Here is a 16,656-nt window from a genome sequence, read left to right as displayed (position 1 = left end):
GAAATAATAAAACCTCCCAATCGGGAGGTTTTTTTGTTTGCTATTTATTCACCTTTTAGGTGGATGCAATAAATATATTTAGTATATAGCAGCATACCCAAAAAAAATATAAAATGAAAAAACTTTTGTGATTTTGTCCTTTATGATCAGCTCTTTTGCTTTGAGCCAGGAAATCGTGGAAAATCAAGCCCTTCCAGACTTTTCTATCCTAACTGAAAAAGGACTTTTAAAATCATCCGATTTAAAGGGAAAGGTTGTTCTTATCAACTTTTTTGCAACATGGTGTGGGCCTTGCCTGCAGGAACTACCTCATTTGCAGAGTGAGGTATGGGATAAATATAAAAATAACAGTCAATTTTCTTTACTCGTTATTGGCCGAGAACATTCCCAAAGAGAAATAGAAGCATTCAAAATTAAAAAGGGATATAATCTCCCTATGTATGCCGATGAAAAAAGATCTGTATATTCTCTTTTCGCCAAAGAATATATCCCAAGAAATTATATTATTAATAAAGAAGGGAAAGTGGTGTACACATCTGTGAGCTATGATGAGGAAGAATTCAAAAATATGTTGAATAAACTTACTGAATTATTAAAATAGTATTCATTTGGAATGAATTTTTATGATCTCTTTTTTCAATCAATAGAAAAACTTTAATCAATTTTCAACATAAGATAATATAAAATAACAAAGGTTGAAAAATTTAAAATTATCATGAGATATGTTGTCTGAATTTCAAAATCAAATTAGTATTTTTGAATCATGATTAAAGCGAGAAATATCCATAAATCTTATGGGAATTTAGAAGTACTGAAAGGAGTTGATATTCACATTAAAGTAGGAGAAGTAGTTTCTATTGTAGGAGAATCCGGAGCAGGTAAATCAACATTGTTGCAGATTTTAGGAACTTTGGATCATCCCACTCAATCCGGAAATATGATACTGAAATTGAGATCGCAGGCGAATCATTTATCAATATGAATGATAAGCAGTTATCCAAATTCAGAAACCAGAATATTGGTTTTGTATTTCAGTTTCATCAACTGCTTCCGGAGTTTACCGCTTTGGAAAATGTTTTGCTTCCTACCAGAATTGCTGGAGCTAATGAAAGAGAAGCTATGGAAAAAGCACATGCTTTATTTGAGGATCTTAAAATTGAACAACGACTGAATCATAAACCCAATCAACTTTCCGGTGGAGAAGCACAAAGGGTAGCAGTAGCAAGAGCTTTAATCAATTCACCAAAAATTATCTTTGCTGATGAACCTACAGGTAACCTGGATTCAAAAAATGCGGATGATCTTCACAGATTGTTTTTTGACCTTAGAGATAAGTATAATCAAACCTTCGTGATTGTAACCCATAACCCGAATCTGGCAGAAATTACCGATCGTAAGCTTGTCATGAAAGACGGAATGATTATAGAATAGCCCTCTTATACAAATGATGAAACACTTTATTTTCCTTTTTATACTTTTAGTTTCCTGCTCAAAAGCTGAATCGCAGCAGGCAGAGATGTCAGGTTTGCCCTTATCTAAAATTGCAGAAATCAAAAACTATATCAAAGATAAAGACTATAATCAGGAGCTGGCTGTTTTTATTAACTTTAAAATTCCATCCGGAAAATACCGTTACTTCATCTACGATCTGAAAAATAATAAAATAGTACAAAAAGCCATTGTAGCCCATGGTTCAGGATCTGTAATTCCAGGATCAAATGCTTTAAGGTTTAGTAATGTGGAAGGTTCTTATCAATCTTCTCTTGGAAAATATGCCATTGGAGGAAGCTATGTTGGACAATTTGGAAAAGCTTACCGCCTAAAAGGCTTGGATTCTACCAACGATAATGCGATGCAGAGAGCCATTGTTCTTCATTCTTTTAGCAGTGTTCCTGATGTTGAATCCGAAAGGCCAACCTCTCTGAGCTTGGGTTGTCCAATGCTTTCAGCTAATGCTTTTAAAGAGACTGCAAAATACATTGACAAGTCGGAACTGCCCATTATTTTATATGTCTTTTATTAGAAACTAAATAACTATGAAAAAAATATCTATCCTTTCTGTCTCCCTGATGATGGTTGTATCATGTGGGAAAAAAGACGTTCAAAAAGAAAATTTATCGCTTACTCTTCAAAAAGGTTTTGAGCAGACTTTAATTTATTCTACCTCTACCGAAGGAAATGGGAATGGTGGAATGAATGATGCTACAGAAGTTAAGTATACTATAGATTCTGTAGACAAAGATTCAAATTATTATGTTACAGGAGAAATTGTAAGAATGACTTACAATCAAAAATGTTTGGAGAAGAAATTCACTTTGATTCCAGAGAAAGCTCCAGTTCAGATGATGAAATGGGCATGGAATTTAAACCTATTATAAACAACCCTTTTACATTTAAGATTGATAAATATGGCAAAATTCTTGAAAAACAAAAGTTCAGTAAAGAAGTTTCCGGAGATCTGCGCATAGATCAATACAATATAATCCCTTTGGTTTTTCCTAAAGAAACTGTTGAAAGTGGGTTTATGTGGAAAGATACCACTCCCAATCCAATAATAAAAACGATGTCTGTTTCCAACGATTATATGTATAAAGGAACAAAGGAGAACAAAATTGAAATTTCGGTAAAATCAAAAATGAGTGGAGGAGGTATGATGAAAGATTCTGATATTGAAGGGAAATATATTTTTGACAGTAAAACAAAAACTTTAACTTCGGCGGAAAGAAACATGCCTGTACAGATAGGCGGAGGAAAAGCTACTTTTACCATCACTCCTAAAATGGACGGCTTTTAATTATTTAAATACATAAAATGTCCTTAAAACTTTTGGCAGAAGACGACAGACCACGGGAGAAATTCTTACAAAAAGGTAAGGATTCACTTTCCGATTCTGAGCTTTTAGCCATTATCATGGGAAGCGGAAATAGAGAAGAAAGTGTAGTAGAACTGGCCAGAAAGATTTAGCATCTGTGAACAATAACTGGCATCAGCTAAGTTTACTTTCCCTTAAAGATCTAATGAAGTTCAAAGGAATAGGAGAGGCGAAGGCCATTTCTATTATTGCAGCGTTGGAAATCGGAAGACGAAGAGCGGGGCAGGAAATTCCTGAGCGGTCCGTTATTGGAAATAGCAACGATGCCTATTTAATCCTCAAAAATCATTTGTCAGACTTAAGAACTGAAGAATTTTGGGCTATTTTTCTAAATAATAGCAATAAAGTGATACACACTGCACAACTGACACAGGGCGGAATCAGCCAGTCTATCGTGGATGTTAGAGTTCTTTTTAAAACAGCACTAGAACATTTTTCGACAGGAGTCATTATTGCACACAATCACCCATCAGGAAGCTTGAAGCCAAGCAAAGAAGATATAAACATTACACAAAAGGTAAAAGAAGGTGGGAAAGTATTAAGTATTCAGCTCTTAGACCATATTATCATCACACAAAATTCATACTTTAGCTTTTCGGACGCAGGATTATTATGATAAGAAGATTGAAATATAATGAAATTGATTTTGTAAAATATTCTCAATGCTTAGAGCTTTCTAAACAAAGAAAATATTCTGCAACAAAAGACTTTTTAGATATTACCACTCAAAAACAATGGGAAATCCTTGTGTATAATGATTATGAAGCAGTAATGCCCATTCCTTTTGTAAGAAAGTATGGTGTTAAAATCGTTCATAATCCTAAACTTTGCCAACAATTAGGAGTCTTCTCCGTTGAAGATGATGTAAATCTTAATGAAAAATTTTTAGCTTATCTGGAAGATCATTATTTGATAAGAGCTTATCCATTTAATGATAGCAATGAGCTTCTTTCAAAATTCAGAATAAAGAAAAACTTTTTGATCTATCCTAATGCTTATGAAGCAGTTTACGCCAAATATTCTCCTAAAAGAAAAAGAAAATTAAGACTGGATGAAGACGTCTTGAATCATTCAGATATAAAAGCTGTTTCCTATGATGAAATAAAACCTTTTATAGAATCTCATATTATAGGGCTGAGCAAAGAAAGTGATTTATCTGGATTTCTGGAACTTTATGAAACCTTCTATCATCTGAAATATTTGAATTTTTTGGCTTTTTATTACCAAGGGAAAATCATTAATGCAATTGCTACATATTCGGATTGTGATATGGTTGCTCTTCTGGGGAACTTCAGTGATAAAGAATATGTTAAATTATCCGGAGCATCCGTATTAATTGACCATGTAATCAAAGAAACGATTGAAACCCATATCTTTGACTTTGAAGGTGGTGATATTCCGAATATTGAAGAATTTTTCAGAGGTTTTCGCCCGGAGCTGAAACCCTATGGAATTATAGAACGCTCTAAAAAAGATTTATTTAAAAAATTAGGATCTTTATTGGTAAAAGGAAGGATTTTTTAATGATAAAAAGCATTGTTTAGATTGGTTCTAATTTAGTATTATTCCGTACCTTTATAAAACACTTATTAATAACCGTTATGTTACAACAAATTCGTAATTATAAATTATCATATATGCTTTATAATTTCTTTAAAAAGAGCAAGTTAAAGCATAATATTCCATTATATAAAAAGTACGGAATCAACAAGAATTATTTTTCGAGTATTTCAAGTAAAGATTTTGCTCATCTTCCTCAGACAGAAAGAAGTATTGCTGAAGAAAAGCTTTCATCCACAGCTTTTTTTAAAAAATTATCAGAGGAAAATAAAGAAAGCGCTCTTCATTACGATGATAACGGATATATGATTATAAGAAACTTCATTAGTCCGGAAACCGCTGAAAATATCAATGTTGAGATTGAGAAATTAATGAAGGACGGAACTTTAAAGTTTCGATATGGCGGAAAACTGATGTTTGCGATTCACCATTCTGACATCATCAGAAATATAGGAAGCGATAAGGATTTTTTGGAATTTTTGTCTGTTTTGCTTGATGGTAAAGCTAAATTATTTCAAAGTATCAACTTTATTAACGGAAGCCAGCAGAAAACACATTCCGACAGTATCCATATGACAACATTCCCATTGGGTGGACTTTTAGGAGTATGGATCGCTCTGGAAGATGTGGATGAAACCAATGGGGCATTGCATTATATTCCAGGAAGCCATAAACTGCCTTATTTCCTGAATTCTGATTATGATAATGAAGGAACCACTTTAAAAATAGGAAAGAAGAGCTATAAGGCTTATGAAGAATTTTTGGAAAATAAAGTGAAGGAATTGGGGCTGAAGAAAGAAGTTTTCAGAGCTAAAAAAGGAGATATGCTGATCTGGCATGCTAATATTCTTCACGGCGGAGAGCCTCATACCGATAAAAATAAAACCAGAAAAAGCCTGGTATACCACTTTTTTGATGAAAACAGCGTTTGCTACCATGAAGTTACACAAAGACCTGCATTATTTGAACTGTAATATCAGAAAATATTAGTAATTTCGCAGTCTAAAATTATGACGAGTCTTTCAGGATATTTACCCTATGCATTTGCATTAATTATTGCAATTCCTTTTCTGGTTTTGCTGAGGCAATTTGTACACTCGTATATTACTCTTAAAAACCAGGAACTCAAATTACTTACCGTGAAATCGAATGCAGAGAATAAGGCACATTCTTATGAGAGAATGACTTTGTTTCTGGATAGAATGAAGCCTTCCAACCTGGTTCAGAGGTTTGACAGAGGGTTGGCAGTTCATGAGTTTATTTTTCTTACAGAAAAAGCAATCAATGAAGAGTTTGAATACAATTCCTCTCAACAGCTTTATGTAACGAAAAATTCATGGAAGAATATTGTAGATTCTAAAAATGCCATTATAGACCTTCTTCATAAGACCTATGATGGATTGAAAGGGGAAGTGGAATTGGATGAATTCAAAACCATTTTCATTATGAACTATATGGAAAGCAATGATTATGTTGCTGAAACAATAGAAGATTTAAGAAAAGAAATTTTAATAATAACTTAAAAAATAACAGATAAATAATGATTCCAAATTTTAAAGCACATCCATGGCACGGAATTTCTGCAGGAGAAGATGCGCCAAATGTTGTAAACGTATTTGTGGAAATTGTTCCTTCAGATACTATTAAATATGAAGTAGATAAAGAAACAGGATATTTAAAAGTAGACAGGCCTCAGAAATTCTCTAATATCATCCCTGCTTTATACGGTTTTGTTCCAAGAACATATTGCGATAAAGAGGTGATGAGACTTGCTGTAGAAGCAGGAGCTACTGATGTGACAATGGGAGATCATGATCCTCTTGATATTTGTGTTTTAAGTTCTCACAATATCCATGCAGGAGGTTTATTGATGGAAGCTATTCCAATTGGAGGTTTCAAAATGATTGACGGTGGAGAAGCAGACGATAAAATTGTAGCAGTAATGATCAATGATCATGCTTTCGGACATTTCAGAGATATTACTGAGTTACCAGAGGCAGAAGTAAAAAGATTGATGCACTATTTCTTAACGTATAAAAACCTGCCGGATGAGCCTGCAAAATGCAGAATTCAAGAGGTTTACGGTGCTGATCATGCAAGAAAAGTGATTAAAGCTTCTCAAACAGACTATGCAGATAAATTTGGAGGATAAGATTCTCTAATGTAAATAATACAAAAGGATAAATGGGAAACTGTTTATCCTTTTTTTTATTAGATAGGACGCTGAAGGCTGGAAGAAGGAAGTTATTGAAGCGTTCAATATAAAAGTATGGCCCTACTTTGGCATTTTTTCTGCTTGAAGCGAAGTTTATCTTACTATTCTTAAAATCTTAATACTCCTTAGTGGTTTGAGTTTTGAAAAACCACTTTATCCCTTATTCTATCAGCCTATCTATTAATTTTAAATCCTCAATATTTGTAGAAAAATAATCATTCATATGTGATATTTTTTTTGACAATAATGATAAGTCCATTATTTTTTTAATGCTTTGATGATAATTATTTATTATATTTATTTTTCTATTACCAAAAAAATATTAAACTATGGATCTATTTGTGTTAGTGCCAATTTTTGGTGTCGTAGCCTTGGTGTATACATTTCTTCAGAGCAACTGGGTAAGTAAACAGAATGCTGGAAATGAAAAAATGAAAACAATCAGCGGACATATTGCTGATGGTGCCATGGCTTTCTTAAAGCTGAATATAAAGTCTTAGCCTATTTTGTCGTCGTTGTCGCCATACTTTTGGCAGTAATGGGATCAAGTAATGCCAACTCTCACTGGAGTATAGGGCTTGCCTTTGTGGTGGGTGCTATTTTCTCTGCTACAGCTGGCTTTATTGGAATGAAAATAGCGACCAAAGCGAATGTAAGAACTGCAGAAGCAGCAAGAACATCGTTATCTAAAGCCCTTAAAGTTTCTTTTACAGGAGGTTCTGTAATGGGAATGGGAGTAGCGGGACTTGCCGTATTAGGATTAGGAGCTTTATTTTTAATTGTTAAACAGATTTTTGCACCGGAAGCCACAGTAGATTCCCACGAAATGGAAACAACCATAGAAATTCTTACCGGTTTTTCTCTTGGTGCAGAATCCATTGCTCTTTTTGCAAGAGTAGGTGGTGGTATTTATACAAAAGCAGCAGATGTTGGTGCTGACCTGGTAGGAAAAGTAGAAGCGGGAATCCCTGAAGATGATCCAAGAAATCCCGCAACCATTGCAGATAATGTGGGGGATAATGTTGGAGACGTTGCAGGAATGGGAGCTGACCTTTTCGGATCTTATGTAGCTACTGTATTGGCAACAATGGTATTGGGAAGGGAGACGATTTCTGATGATTCATTCGGAGGCTTTGCCCCCATTTTATTACCAATGCTGATTGCAGGAACAGGGATTATCTTCTCTATGATAGGAACTTTATTTGTGAAAATTAACGATAATGAAGGTTCATCCACTTCCAGTGTCCAAAATGCATTGAATTTAGGAAACTGGGGTAGTATTGTGATTACAGCGATAGCGTCATATTTTCTGGTGACTTATCTTCTTCCTGAAAAAATGGTTTTAAGAGGCCACGAGTTTACTAAAATGGGCGTATTTGGAGCTATAATGGTTGGCTTGGTTGTTGGAACTCTGATGAGTATTATCACTGAATATTATACAGCCATGGGAAAAAGACCCGTTTCCAGTATCGTGAGACAGTCTTCAACCGGGCATGCTACCAATATTATTGGCGGACTTTCTGTGGGAATGGAATCTACTTTACTTCCAATCATTGTATTGGCAGGTGGTATCTATGGATCTTATTTATGTGCCGGATTATACGGGGTGGCTATTGCTGCTGCCGGAATGATGGCTACTACAGCGATGCAGTTAGCAATTGATGCCTTTGGTCCAATTGCAGATAATGCGGGAGGTATTGCTGAAATGAGTGAGCTTCCTAAAGAAGTTCGTGAAAAAACAGATATCCTGGATGCTGTAGGAAATACAACAGCTGCTACAGGAAAAGGATTTGCCATTGCTTCAGCAGCATTAACAGCCTTGGCTCTATTTGCCGCTTTTGTAGGAATTGCAGGAATTGACGGGATTGATATCTATAGAGCTGATGTGCTGGCAGGCCTGTTTGTGGGTGGAATGATTCCGTTTATATTTTCTTCATTAGCGATTACAGCCGTTGGGCAAGCTGCGATGGCCATGGTGGAAGAAGTAAGAAGACAGTTTCGTGAAATTCCTGGAATTCTGGAAGGAAAAGCTCAGCCTGAATATGAAAAATGTGTTGCCATTTCTACTGATGCATCCATCCGTAAAATGATGTTACCAGGAGCTATTGCTATTATTTCACCATTGTTGATCGGATTCATCTTCGGTCCTGAAGTGCTGGGAGGTTTCCTGGCAGGAGCTACAGTATGTGGTGTATTGATGGGAATGTTCCAGAATAATGCTGGTGGTGCTTGGGATAATGCAAAAAAATCATTTGAAAAAGGAGTGGATATCAATGGACAGACCTATTATAAAGGGTCTGAACCTCATAAAGCTTCTGTAACCGGAGATACCGTAGGTGATCCGTTTAAAGATACTTCTGGGCCATCAATGAATATTCTGATCAAACTGATGTCAATTGTTTCATTGGTTATTGCGCCTACTTTAGCTGTCTTGCATAAGGATAAAATTGAAGCTAATCGAAAGGCAAAAATTGAAAGCTTAATGGGGGCTTCAGGAACTACAACAACATCAGATCTTAAAGGTTCAGTTGTTCCGGGTGAAGTAAAAGGACACCTTAACGAAAATGGAGACTTTGTATACGAAACGGGAAACCTGCAAAAAATAAAATTAAAAGGCGGGAAAACAATAGAATTGGGTGAAACCAGTCAATTGTACCAGCTTTATAATGCCGTTAATCAAAAAGATAAATCGATTCTGGATCCTAATAAATGGTATACGATTGAAAACCTTTATTTTGAAACAGGATCAAGTGATTTAAAAGCAGGGTATGAAATGCAGTTGAATAATATTGCAGAAATTTTAAATGCATATCCTGATCTGAAAATAAAACTGGGCGGTTATACGGATAACAGCGGAAATGAGGAAAGTAATCAACAGCTCTCTAATCTAAGAGCTCAAACAGCCAAACTTAAGTTGTTGGAACTGGGAGTGTCTGCAGATAGAGTAGAAGCAGAAGGATATGGTTCACAGCATCCGATTTGTGAAGCCAATGATACTGATGAATGTAAAGCCAAAAACAGAAGAATTGATGTAAGAGTTCTGGCTCTTTAATATTAATTTAAATTACAGTATAAAGGCATCGCATTTTTTGCGGTGCTTTTTTATATATTCCATGATTCTACGTGATTGTTTAATAGCTACTAATGCACAAATTTATTTACTCTATGTTTCTATGTGGTTATTTTTTTTACCACATAGAAACATAGAGTATTTTTGTATTTGATGATTTAAATTGTTGTTAAGTAGTGCTTTATGTTTTGTTTTGCCTTGAAACATTCTCATTTTAAACTACTACCTTTTGCAGCTTTACAATGTCTAATCTAAGAAGCAAGATTATCACTATAGATTTTTTTTAAGATGCTCTAAGGCATGAATAATTACTTCATCCTTTTTTGCAAAGCTAAACCGGATATAATCAGAATTTTGTCTGGAATTATAAAAGGCAGAAAGGGGAAGGCAAGCCACTTTTTTATCAATTGTGAGCCATTTGGAGAACTCTACATCCGTCATTGTCTTAGATATATTTCTGAAATTCACTACCTGGAAAACACTTCCTTCAGCTTGTTTTTCAATAGATAAAGGGGTTTCTTTAAGCAAATCATTGAAAATATTCCGTTTTTTCTGCATGATAGATTGAGCCTCTAAAGGATCAAATACTTCCAGATATTTTGCCAACGCATATTGAGCAGGAGCATTGGCGCTATAAGAAATATATTGTTGATGGCTTCTGAATAAGGCTGTTAACTCTTCAGATGCAAGCATATAACTCACTTTCCATCCTGAAGTGTGAAACATTTTACCAAATGAAAAAATACAAAACGTTCTATTTCTAAGCTCGGGATGAATAAAAGAGCTGTAATGCTCTGCTCCATCAAAACAATAAGTATCATAGATTTCCTCAGAAATTAAATAGATTTCCCGGTCTTTTATCAACTCAAACAATTGATTCCAGTCTTCCTTTTGCAAGATCTTTCCGGTTGGGTTTTGAGGTGAATTGATAATAATAGCTTTGGTTTTTTCTGAAATACAGAGTTTAAACACGTCCCAATTTATCGTAAAGTCAGTTTCCAGATCATAATATACAGGCTTGCCTCCATTCATCACAACAGCGGGGGCATAAGTATAATAGGAGGGCTGAATAATGATCACTTCATCATCTTGATTTAAAATAGATTTAAGTGCCGTATATAAAGCAAAGGTTGCACAAGGTACAATAGTGATTTCATTTGTTTTTAACGAAATACTGTTTTTTCTTTTTGCATTAAAATAGATGATATTTTGTATCAGTAAAGGGTTTCCGGAAAGAGGTTCGTAATTGTGAGTATCAAGATCTGCTGCTTCTTTTAAAAAAGATTTTAATCGATTATCAATATCAAAGTCAGGAAGTCCCAGCGAGAGGTCAAAGCTTCCTTGCTTTAAAGCCAGTTCAGACATCTCCGTAAAAAAGGAATAATGAGTAAACCTGTGAATTTCTTTCATCTATTTCGTATTTTAATCAAAAGTAATAAAAATTTGACATTGTATGTGTCTTATGTTTTTAAATATGTTAAATAATAGCTTATTTTATTCAATATTTGACATAATAAGCCGTAAAGAATGTGAAATGTATTCATATTTCTTTCCAAATGCCTATGGTAACGGTGTAAGATCTTTCATTATGTGTTTCTGATTCAATAAAAATTGTTATTTTTAAGAAATTTATTCTCTATGAAAAAACTACTTATTCCATTATTTGCTCTGGCTCTGATGACGAGCTGCAAAACTGCACAGGTTGCTGATGGTACATCTACAAACCATGTTTTTGAAAAACATGACAAAGCTTTTGCTAATGCTTATAAAAGTATTAAAGCTGAAAACTTAAAGAAAAACCTATATGTGATCGCTTCAGATGAGATGGAGGGTAGAGATACAGGGAGCAAAGGACAGAAGAAAGCAGGAGAATACATGGTTAACTATTATAAAAACCTAGAGATTTCTTATCCTAAAGCGTTAGGTTCTTACTATCAGAAAGTTCCTTCAGCATTTATGAAAAAAAGAGGTGGCGGTAATCTTCCGGACTCTGAAAATATCATGGCTTTTATTGAAGGAAGTGAAAAACCAGAAGAAATAGTGGTGGTTTCTGCACATTATGACCATGTAGGAATAAAAAATGGGGTCGTGTATAATGGGGCTGATGATGACGGTAGTGGAACTGTTGCTGTGATGGAGATGGCTAAAGCCTTCCAGGAAGCTAAAAAAGCAGGGAACGGTCCTAAAAGATCTGTTTATTCCTGCATGTAACAGGAGAAGAACATGGCTTGTTTGGATCAGAATATTATACAGAGAATCCTGTTTTTCCATTGGCAAATACGGTTGTAGATCTTAATATTGATATGATTGGTCGTGATGATCCGGACAACAGAGGGAAGCAGTATGTGTATGTGATAGGTTCTGATATGTTAAGTTCACAGCTTAAAGTAATTAATGAAGCTGCTAATAAGAAAACCAATAATTTAGAATTGAATTACAAATATGATGATCTTAATGATCCTCAACAATTGTATTATCGTTCAGACCACTATAATTTTGCTAAGCATAATGTTCCTGTAGCATTCTTCTTTGATGGAATTCATGAAGACTATCACAAATCAACGGATGATCCGGATAAGATTGACTACAATCTGTTGGAGAAAAGAACTCAGCTGGTGTTCACTACTGCCTGGGATATTGCCAACAGAGCTGAAAGAATTGTAGTAGACAAAAAGTAATCCTTACTTAGTTTATTTTAAAACACATTCAGAAAAAACAAAGGAACAAGGATTTTTTATTTAAAGTGATTAAATCCCTGATCCTTTGTAGATTCTGTTAACTTATTCAGTAACTTTCATCTCCTTACTTTAGGGTTTGAAAATAAATCAATAAGATGATCTACGCATTCGATACCTATTATTATGAAGACTATGCCAATACTGTATGTATTGCATTTGAAGACTGGGATTCCGAACGGGAAATAGAAATTTTTACGGAACAAACTGCCATCAGTTCAGAATATGAAAGCGGAGCCTTTTACAAAAGAGAGTTGCCCTGTATTCTGAGTTTATTGAATAAAATCGTTTTGAAAGAAGAAGATATTATCATTGTTGATGGATATGTGACTCTTGATAATGAAGGTAAAATTGGATTAGGAGGATATCTTTATGAATCTTTACAGGAAAAATATCCCGTGGTAGGTATTGCTAAAAATGAGTTTACAACACCTGATTCACAAAGAAGGAATGTGCTGCGGGGCGATAGTAAAACACCTCTTTTTGTAACCGCTAAAGGGATAGATGTGGATCAGACAAAGCTTGATGTAGAAAAGATGCACGGCTCTTTTAGAATTCCTACCTTACTGAAAAAGCTTGATCAATTGAGCAGAACATAAAAATAATTGTCTTACTTTTTATAAGGGACACATTTTTGTATTTATTAATATACTGATCGGTATATTTTGTTATATTTGTAAGAAATCCCCTTTAAGAATAAAAGAAAAATTTTTTAACCTTTAATATACCGATCGGTATTATATTAAAATAAACAATATTATGAAAGAAGCATTTATCATGGCTGCGAAAAGAACTCCTATTGGGGGGTTTATGGGAAGTCTCTCAAACTTTACAGCTCCTCAGTTAGGAGCAATAGCTATACAAAATACCTATGAAAGTGTATCGATTTCTCCTGAAAGAATAGAGAGTGTGTATATGGGAAATGTACTGAGCGCAGGAGTAGGACAGTCACCAGCAAGACAGGCTGCAATTTTTTCGAAGATTCCGGTAGACAAAGATGCTACAACTGTCAATAAAGTATGTGCTTCCGGAATGAAAGCTGCCATGATCGGGGCACAACATATTCAACTTGGATTGGAAATCTTGTCATGACGGGCGGAATGGAAAGCATGAGCAATGTACCTCATTATAATTATCTTCGCCAAGGCCGGAAATTAGGAGATGCAACACTCGTCGATGGCTTAATTAAAGATGGTTTATGGGATGTGTATCATGATTTTCATATGGGAAGTGCTGCGGAATTAGGGGTGAAAAAATATGGGTTAACAAGACAACAATTGGATGATTATGCCTTGATATCTTATAAAAGAGCCCAGGAAGCAGCTTCCGGAAATAAATTTAATGCGGAATTAATTAATATCACTATTGAAGGAAAGAAAGGAAATGTAATAGTAAATCGGGATGAAGATATTGATAAACTTATTCCTGAAAAAATCTCTCTGTTAAAGCCGGCATTTGAAAATGATGGTGTACTTACAGCAGCTAATTCAAGCAACCTGAATGATGGTGCAGTGGCAATATTATTGGGATCTTCAGAAGCTATACGAGACTATAATCTTAAACCCTTAGCCAGAATTGTTGCCTATGCTGATGCTGCACAATCTCCGGAATGGTTTACTACTTCTCCATCTGCTGCCATTCAAAAAATTCTGAAGAATACAGGATTAAGCTTGTCCGATATTGATTATTTTGAAATTAATGAAGCATATTCTTCGGTGATCCTATCCAATCAGCAGATTTTGGGATTTGATTTGGATAAAGTTAATGTATATGGTGACGCCGTAGCAATGGGACATCCGATTGGCGCTTCTGGAGCAAGGATTATTGCAACACTAGTCAATGTGTTGCGTCAGGAAGGAGGAAAATATGGTATTGCTGCCATCTGTAATGGCGGTGGTGGGGCTTCAGCGATTCTTATTGAAAATCTGAATTAAAACATAATCTCTACAGAAAAAGACGGCTAGAAGAAATCTTATACATTTTTGGTTCAGAGAAATATGAAGATTGTAAAGTAAATGATCATTGAAAATAATGTAATCATATGCCGTCTTATTCTGTGGATAGAAAGCATTTTAACATTAGGATAAACATCATCAAAAGCAAGAAACATATATTTAAATAAATCATCTTGAAGAAAAAAATCTTATCAGTTTATTTAGAAATAAATTCAAGTAATAGATGAATTAAAATAGGTTAAAATATTAAGGTTTAGTTATTTAAATTTAAAATATATTGTACTTTTTTATCTTACAGATGGTTAGTGTATATATTAGAATATGTTTTCTGGCTTTCCGGGTCTTTCCATTATAATTATATAGACTGCATCTTGAAAATCATCATAAGGTTTTCAGCTTTGATAGATTGCGAAGAATTGAAAGCTTGAAGTATTTTTCATACTATCAAAACATTTCGTTTTTTACACAGATTCCAGGACTGTGAATTTTTCAATATTATATCTTTGGCTTTTTGAGGCTTTACTCCCTTTATTTAAGGCGCTTTAAGCTTGCAAAAGCTCTTGCCGTATATGGCACAAATAAACAATAAAATAAACTGGTTTATTTTTAGAAAGAAGAAGGTAGACTAAAGTCTAATTCTCTTGATTTTCATAAGAAACTAGAGGTGGGCATTAAAAATTGAAAATTGTAAGCAAAAAATGATTGTAATCATTTTATCTTACTAATGACTTGAACTTATTGGTAATTATATAATTACCTTTTGTTTTATTGTTTATTTGATAATTAATAGCAGGTAAATCTCAATAAACTGACAAATATCATTACATTCTTATTTTTATTCATTCTAAATAAATATAAATTTGTCTCAACAAAAATAAGAACTCCATGAAAAAAATAACTACTCTTTCTGCAATCATTTTATACGGGCTAATGGATGCCCAATACTGCAATCCGGCTTTTCAATATGGTGCAGGCAGTAATATGATCAGCAATGTCACTTTTGGAAGCATCAACAATGCTTCATCAACCAATTCATCCAATACTCCGGAATATGAAGATTTTACTTCTTTGTCTACTGATTTGATAGCGGGAAGTACCTATCCAATATCGGTAAAAGGGCCATCAAGTACCTTTCCAAGTGATGTAATGGTGTATATTGATTTTAATGGAAATGGTAGTTTTGATGATGCAGGAGAAAGTTTTTATATAGGCAGATTGGAAGCCGCTAACCCGGCAAATGCTTTTACCATAGATCATTCCATTACTGTTCCTGCTAATGTGTCAGGTGGAAGTAAGAGAATGAGAGTTCTTAAAAATACGAATGTACAGGCTTATTCAGATCCTAATGCTGAGAATTCTATTCATTCTGCATGTGATTCCGGATTAAGAGCAGGTCAGACTGAAGATTATACAGTGAATATTCAAGGAAATAACCCAAGCTTTCCGTTCCCTTATTGTGGAACTGAAAGTGTGACCAGTCTTACAGTAAGCGAAATAAGCAAGGTAGAATTTGCAGGAATAGATAATGAGAGTCCAATTGATGGAAATTCTCAGGTTATAGAAGACTTTACAGGTACTATTTTCAATGTGAGTCGTGGAAATGGATATCCGATAACCGTTACTGGTGGAACTCACGGACAATCGACTGTTTCAGCTTATGCCTATATCGATTTTAATCACAATAATCAGTTTGATGCTGATGAAAAGTTTAATCTGGGATATCTGGATAATTCCAATCCTGTTTCAGGTCACGAGTCTGGAGCAACTTCTGAAACCATTACTATTCCTGTCAATGCAGCATTAGGGAATACCCGTTTCAGGATAGTTAAAGCCTATGAATCCAGTTCATGGATGGGAACATTGGAGAATCTAGCTTGTCCTTCGGGTTGGTTTATTGGTCAGGTAGAAGATTATACCATCAATGTACAACCGGAAAGTCTTTCTACGACAGAGGTTTCTAAAGATAAGTCTATTGAAGTCAAATTATATCCAAATCCAACATCCGGAAATGCAACCATCAAGATGAAAGAAGGACTTGAGAAGTATGAGGTTTATTCTATTTCAGGGCAAAAGCTTTTAGAAGGGAACTCTGATACGGTGAATATGCGTAGCCTTATTCCAGGAAACTATCTGATTAAAATACAGACAAAAGATAAAAAAATAATAACCAAAAAGATTATTAAAAAGTAAAACACATATCTAATCATATCCATATCAATTTTTGTTTTTTACCGGCAGATTTATCTGTC

11 protein-coding genes and 5 pseudogenes are annotated in these 16,656 nt (G+C 34.6%); 15 read left to right on the top strand and 1 reads right to left on the bottom strand.

Features of this window, described 5'->3' with window-relative positions; all coding sequences use genetic code 11:
* Positions 1-142 precede the first annotated feature (142 nt).
* The 11 genes and pseudogenes from QWZ06_RS14695 to QWZ06_RS14645 all read left to right on the top strand — a co-directional run bounded on the left by QWZ06_RS14695 (position 143) and on the right by QWZ06_RS14645 (position 9,699).
* Positions 143-601, top strand: a complete 459-nt coding sequence (locus QWZ06_RS14695) for a TlpA family protein disulfide reductase (protein ID WP_290299089.1) — start codon at positions 143-145, stop codon at positions 599-601.
* 162 nt (positions 602-763) lie between these two features.
* A pseudogene (locus QWZ06_RS14690) lies at positions 764-1,431 on the top strand (ABC transporter ATP-binding protein).
* Between the two features lie 13 nt (positions 1,432-1,444).
* Entirely contained in the window at positions 1,445-2,023 is a 579-nt protein-coding gene (locus tag QWZ06_RS14685) for a murein L,D-transpeptidase catalytic domain-containing protein (RefSeq protein WP_290299088.1), read from the top strand.
* A gap of 13 nt (positions 2,024-2,036) precedes the next feature.
* Positions 2,037-2,378, top strand: a complete 342-nt coding sequence (locus QWZ06_RS14680; RefSeq protein WP_290299086.1) for a hypothetical protein — start codon at positions 2,037-2,039, stop codon at positions 2,376-2,378.
* Positions 2,294-2,794, top strand: coding sequence for a DUF6263 family protein (locus tag QWZ06_RS14675; RefSeq protein ID WP_290299084.1), 501 nt, complete (start codon positions 2,294-2,296; stop codon positions 2,792-2,794). The genes QWZ06_RS14680 and QWZ06_RS14675 overlap by 85 nt, the downstream gene beginning before the upstream one ends.
* Before the next feature lie 17 nt (positions 2,795-2,811).
* Positions 2,812-3,488 (top strand): annotated as a pseudogene (radC, locus tag QWZ06_RS14670) (RadC family protein).
* Between the two features lie 8 nt (positions 3,489-3,496).
* Positions 3,497-4,396, top strand: a complete 900-nt coding sequence (locus QWZ06_RS14665; RefSeq protein ID WP_290299083.1) for a hypothetical protein — start codon at positions 3,497-3,499, stop codon at positions 4,394-4,396.
* 113 nt (positions 4,397-4,509) lie between these two features.
* The gene (locus QWZ06_RS14660) at positions 4,510-5,406 is read left to right on the top strand and encodes a phytanoyl-CoA dioxygenase family protein (RefSeq protein ID WP_290299081.1); all 897 of its coding nucleotides are present in this window, start codon (positions 4,510-4,512) and stop codon (positions 5,404-5,406) included.
* Positions 5,407-5,442: 36 nt separating this feature from the next.
* A complete protein-coding gene (locus tag QWZ06_RS14655; protein ID WP_290299080.1) occupies positions 5,443-5,955 on the top strand; it encodes a DUF7935 family protein in 513 nt (170 codons plus the stop codon).
* Positions 5,956-5,972: 17 nt separating this feature from the next.
* Positions 5,973-6,584, top strand: a complete 612-nt coding sequence (locus tag QWZ06_RS14650; protein WP_290299079.1) for an inorganic pyrophosphatase — start codon at positions 5,973-5,975, stop codon at positions 6,582-6,584.
* A gap of 392 nt (positions 6,585-6,976) precedes the next feature.
* Positions 6,977-9,699, top strand: a pseudogene (locus QWZ06_RS14645) (sodium-translocating pyrophosphatase).
* A gap of 288 nt (positions 9,700-9,987) precedes the next feature.
* Here QWZ06_RS14645 and QWZ06_RS14640 read toward each other — a convergent pair.
* On the bottom strand, positions 9,988-11,127 hold the full coding sequence (locus QWZ06_RS14640; protein WP_290299078.1) for an aminotransferase class I/II-fold pyridoxal phosphate-dependent enzyme: 1,140 nt from the start codon (positions 11,125-11,127) through the stop codon (positions 9,988-9,990).
* Between the two features lie 228 nt (positions 11,128-11,355).
* On the opposite strand from QWZ06_RS14640, the pseudogene QWZ06_RS14635 reads away from it, so the two are divergent.
* The 4 genes and pseudogenes from QWZ06_RS14635 to QWZ06_RS14620 all read left to right on the top strand — a co-directional run bounded on the left by QWZ06_RS14635 (position 11,356) and on the right by QWZ06_RS14620 (position 16,597).
* Positions 11,356-12,395, top strand: a pseudogene (locus tag QWZ06_RS14635) (M28 family metallopeptidase).
* 155 nt (positions 12,396-12,550) lie between these two features.
* Positions 12,551-13,051, top strand: a complete 501-nt coding sequence (locus tag QWZ06_RS14630) for an endonuclease V (RefSeq protein ID WP_290299076.1) — start codon at positions 12,551-12,553, stop codon at positions 13,049-13,051.
* 160 nt (positions 13,052-13,211) lie between these two features.
* Positions 13,212-14,386, top strand: a pseudogene (locus tag QWZ06_RS14625) (acetyl-CoA C-acyltransferase).
* 906 nt (positions 14,387-15,292) lie between these two features.
* Positions 15,293-16,597, top strand: a complete 1,305-nt coding sequence (locus tag QWZ06_RS14620) for a GEVED domain-containing protein (RefSeq protein WP_290299074.1) — start codon at positions 15,293-15,295, stop codon at positions 16,595-16,597.
* Positions 16,598-16,656 lie beyond the last annotated feature (59 nt).

This window comes from Chryseobacterium tructae (assembly GCF_030409875.1).
Taxonomy (GTDB): Bacteria; Bacteroidota; Bacteroidia; order Flavobacteriales; family Weeksellaceae; genus Chryseobacterium; species Chryseobacterium tructae.
This window is presented reverse-complemented; position numbering and strand designations above follow the sequence as displayed.

Bases quoted from the DNA above. Each gene is read 5' to 3' on its own strand.
- QWZ06_RS14650 (WP_290299079.1), top strand. From the start codon at position 5,973: ATGATTCCAAATTTTAAAGCACATCCATGGCACGGAATTTCTGCAGGA.
- QWZ06_RS14680 (WP_290299086.1), top strand. From the start codon at position 2,037: ATGAAAAAAATATCTATCCTTTCTGTCTCCCTGATGATGGTTGTATCA.
- QWZ06_RS14660 (WP_290299081.1), top strand. From the start codon at position 4,510: ATGCTTTATAATTTCTTTAAAAAGAGCAAGTTAAAGCATAATATTCCA.
- QWZ06_RS14620 (WP_290299074.1), top strand. From the start codon at position 15,293: ATGAAAAAAATAACTACTCTTTCTGCAATCATTTTATACGGGCTAATG.
- QWZ06_RS14655 (WP_290299080.1), top strand. From the start codon at position 5,443: ATGACGAGTCTTTCAGGATATTTACCCTATGCATTTGCATTAATTATT.
- QWZ06_RS14675 (WP_290299084.1), top strand. From the start codon at position 2,294: ATGTTTGGAGAAGAAATTCACTTTGATTCCAGAGAAAGCTCCAGTTCA.
- QWZ06_RS14685 (WP_290299088.1), top strand. From the start codon at position 1,445: ATGATGAAACACTTTATTTTCCTTTTTATACTTTTAGTTTCCTGCTCA.
- QWZ06_RS14640 (WP_290299078.1), bottom strand. From the start codon at position 11,127: ATGAAAGAAATTCACAGGTTTACTCATTATTCCTTTTTTACGGAGATG.
- QWZ06_RS14695 (WP_290299089.1), top strand. From the start codon at position 143: ATGATCAGCTCTTTTGCTTTGAGCCAGGAAATCGTGGAAAATCAAGCC.
- QWZ06_RS14630 (WP_290299076.1), top strand. From the start codon at position 12,551: ATGATCTACGCATTCGATACCTATTATTATGAAGACTATGCCAATACT.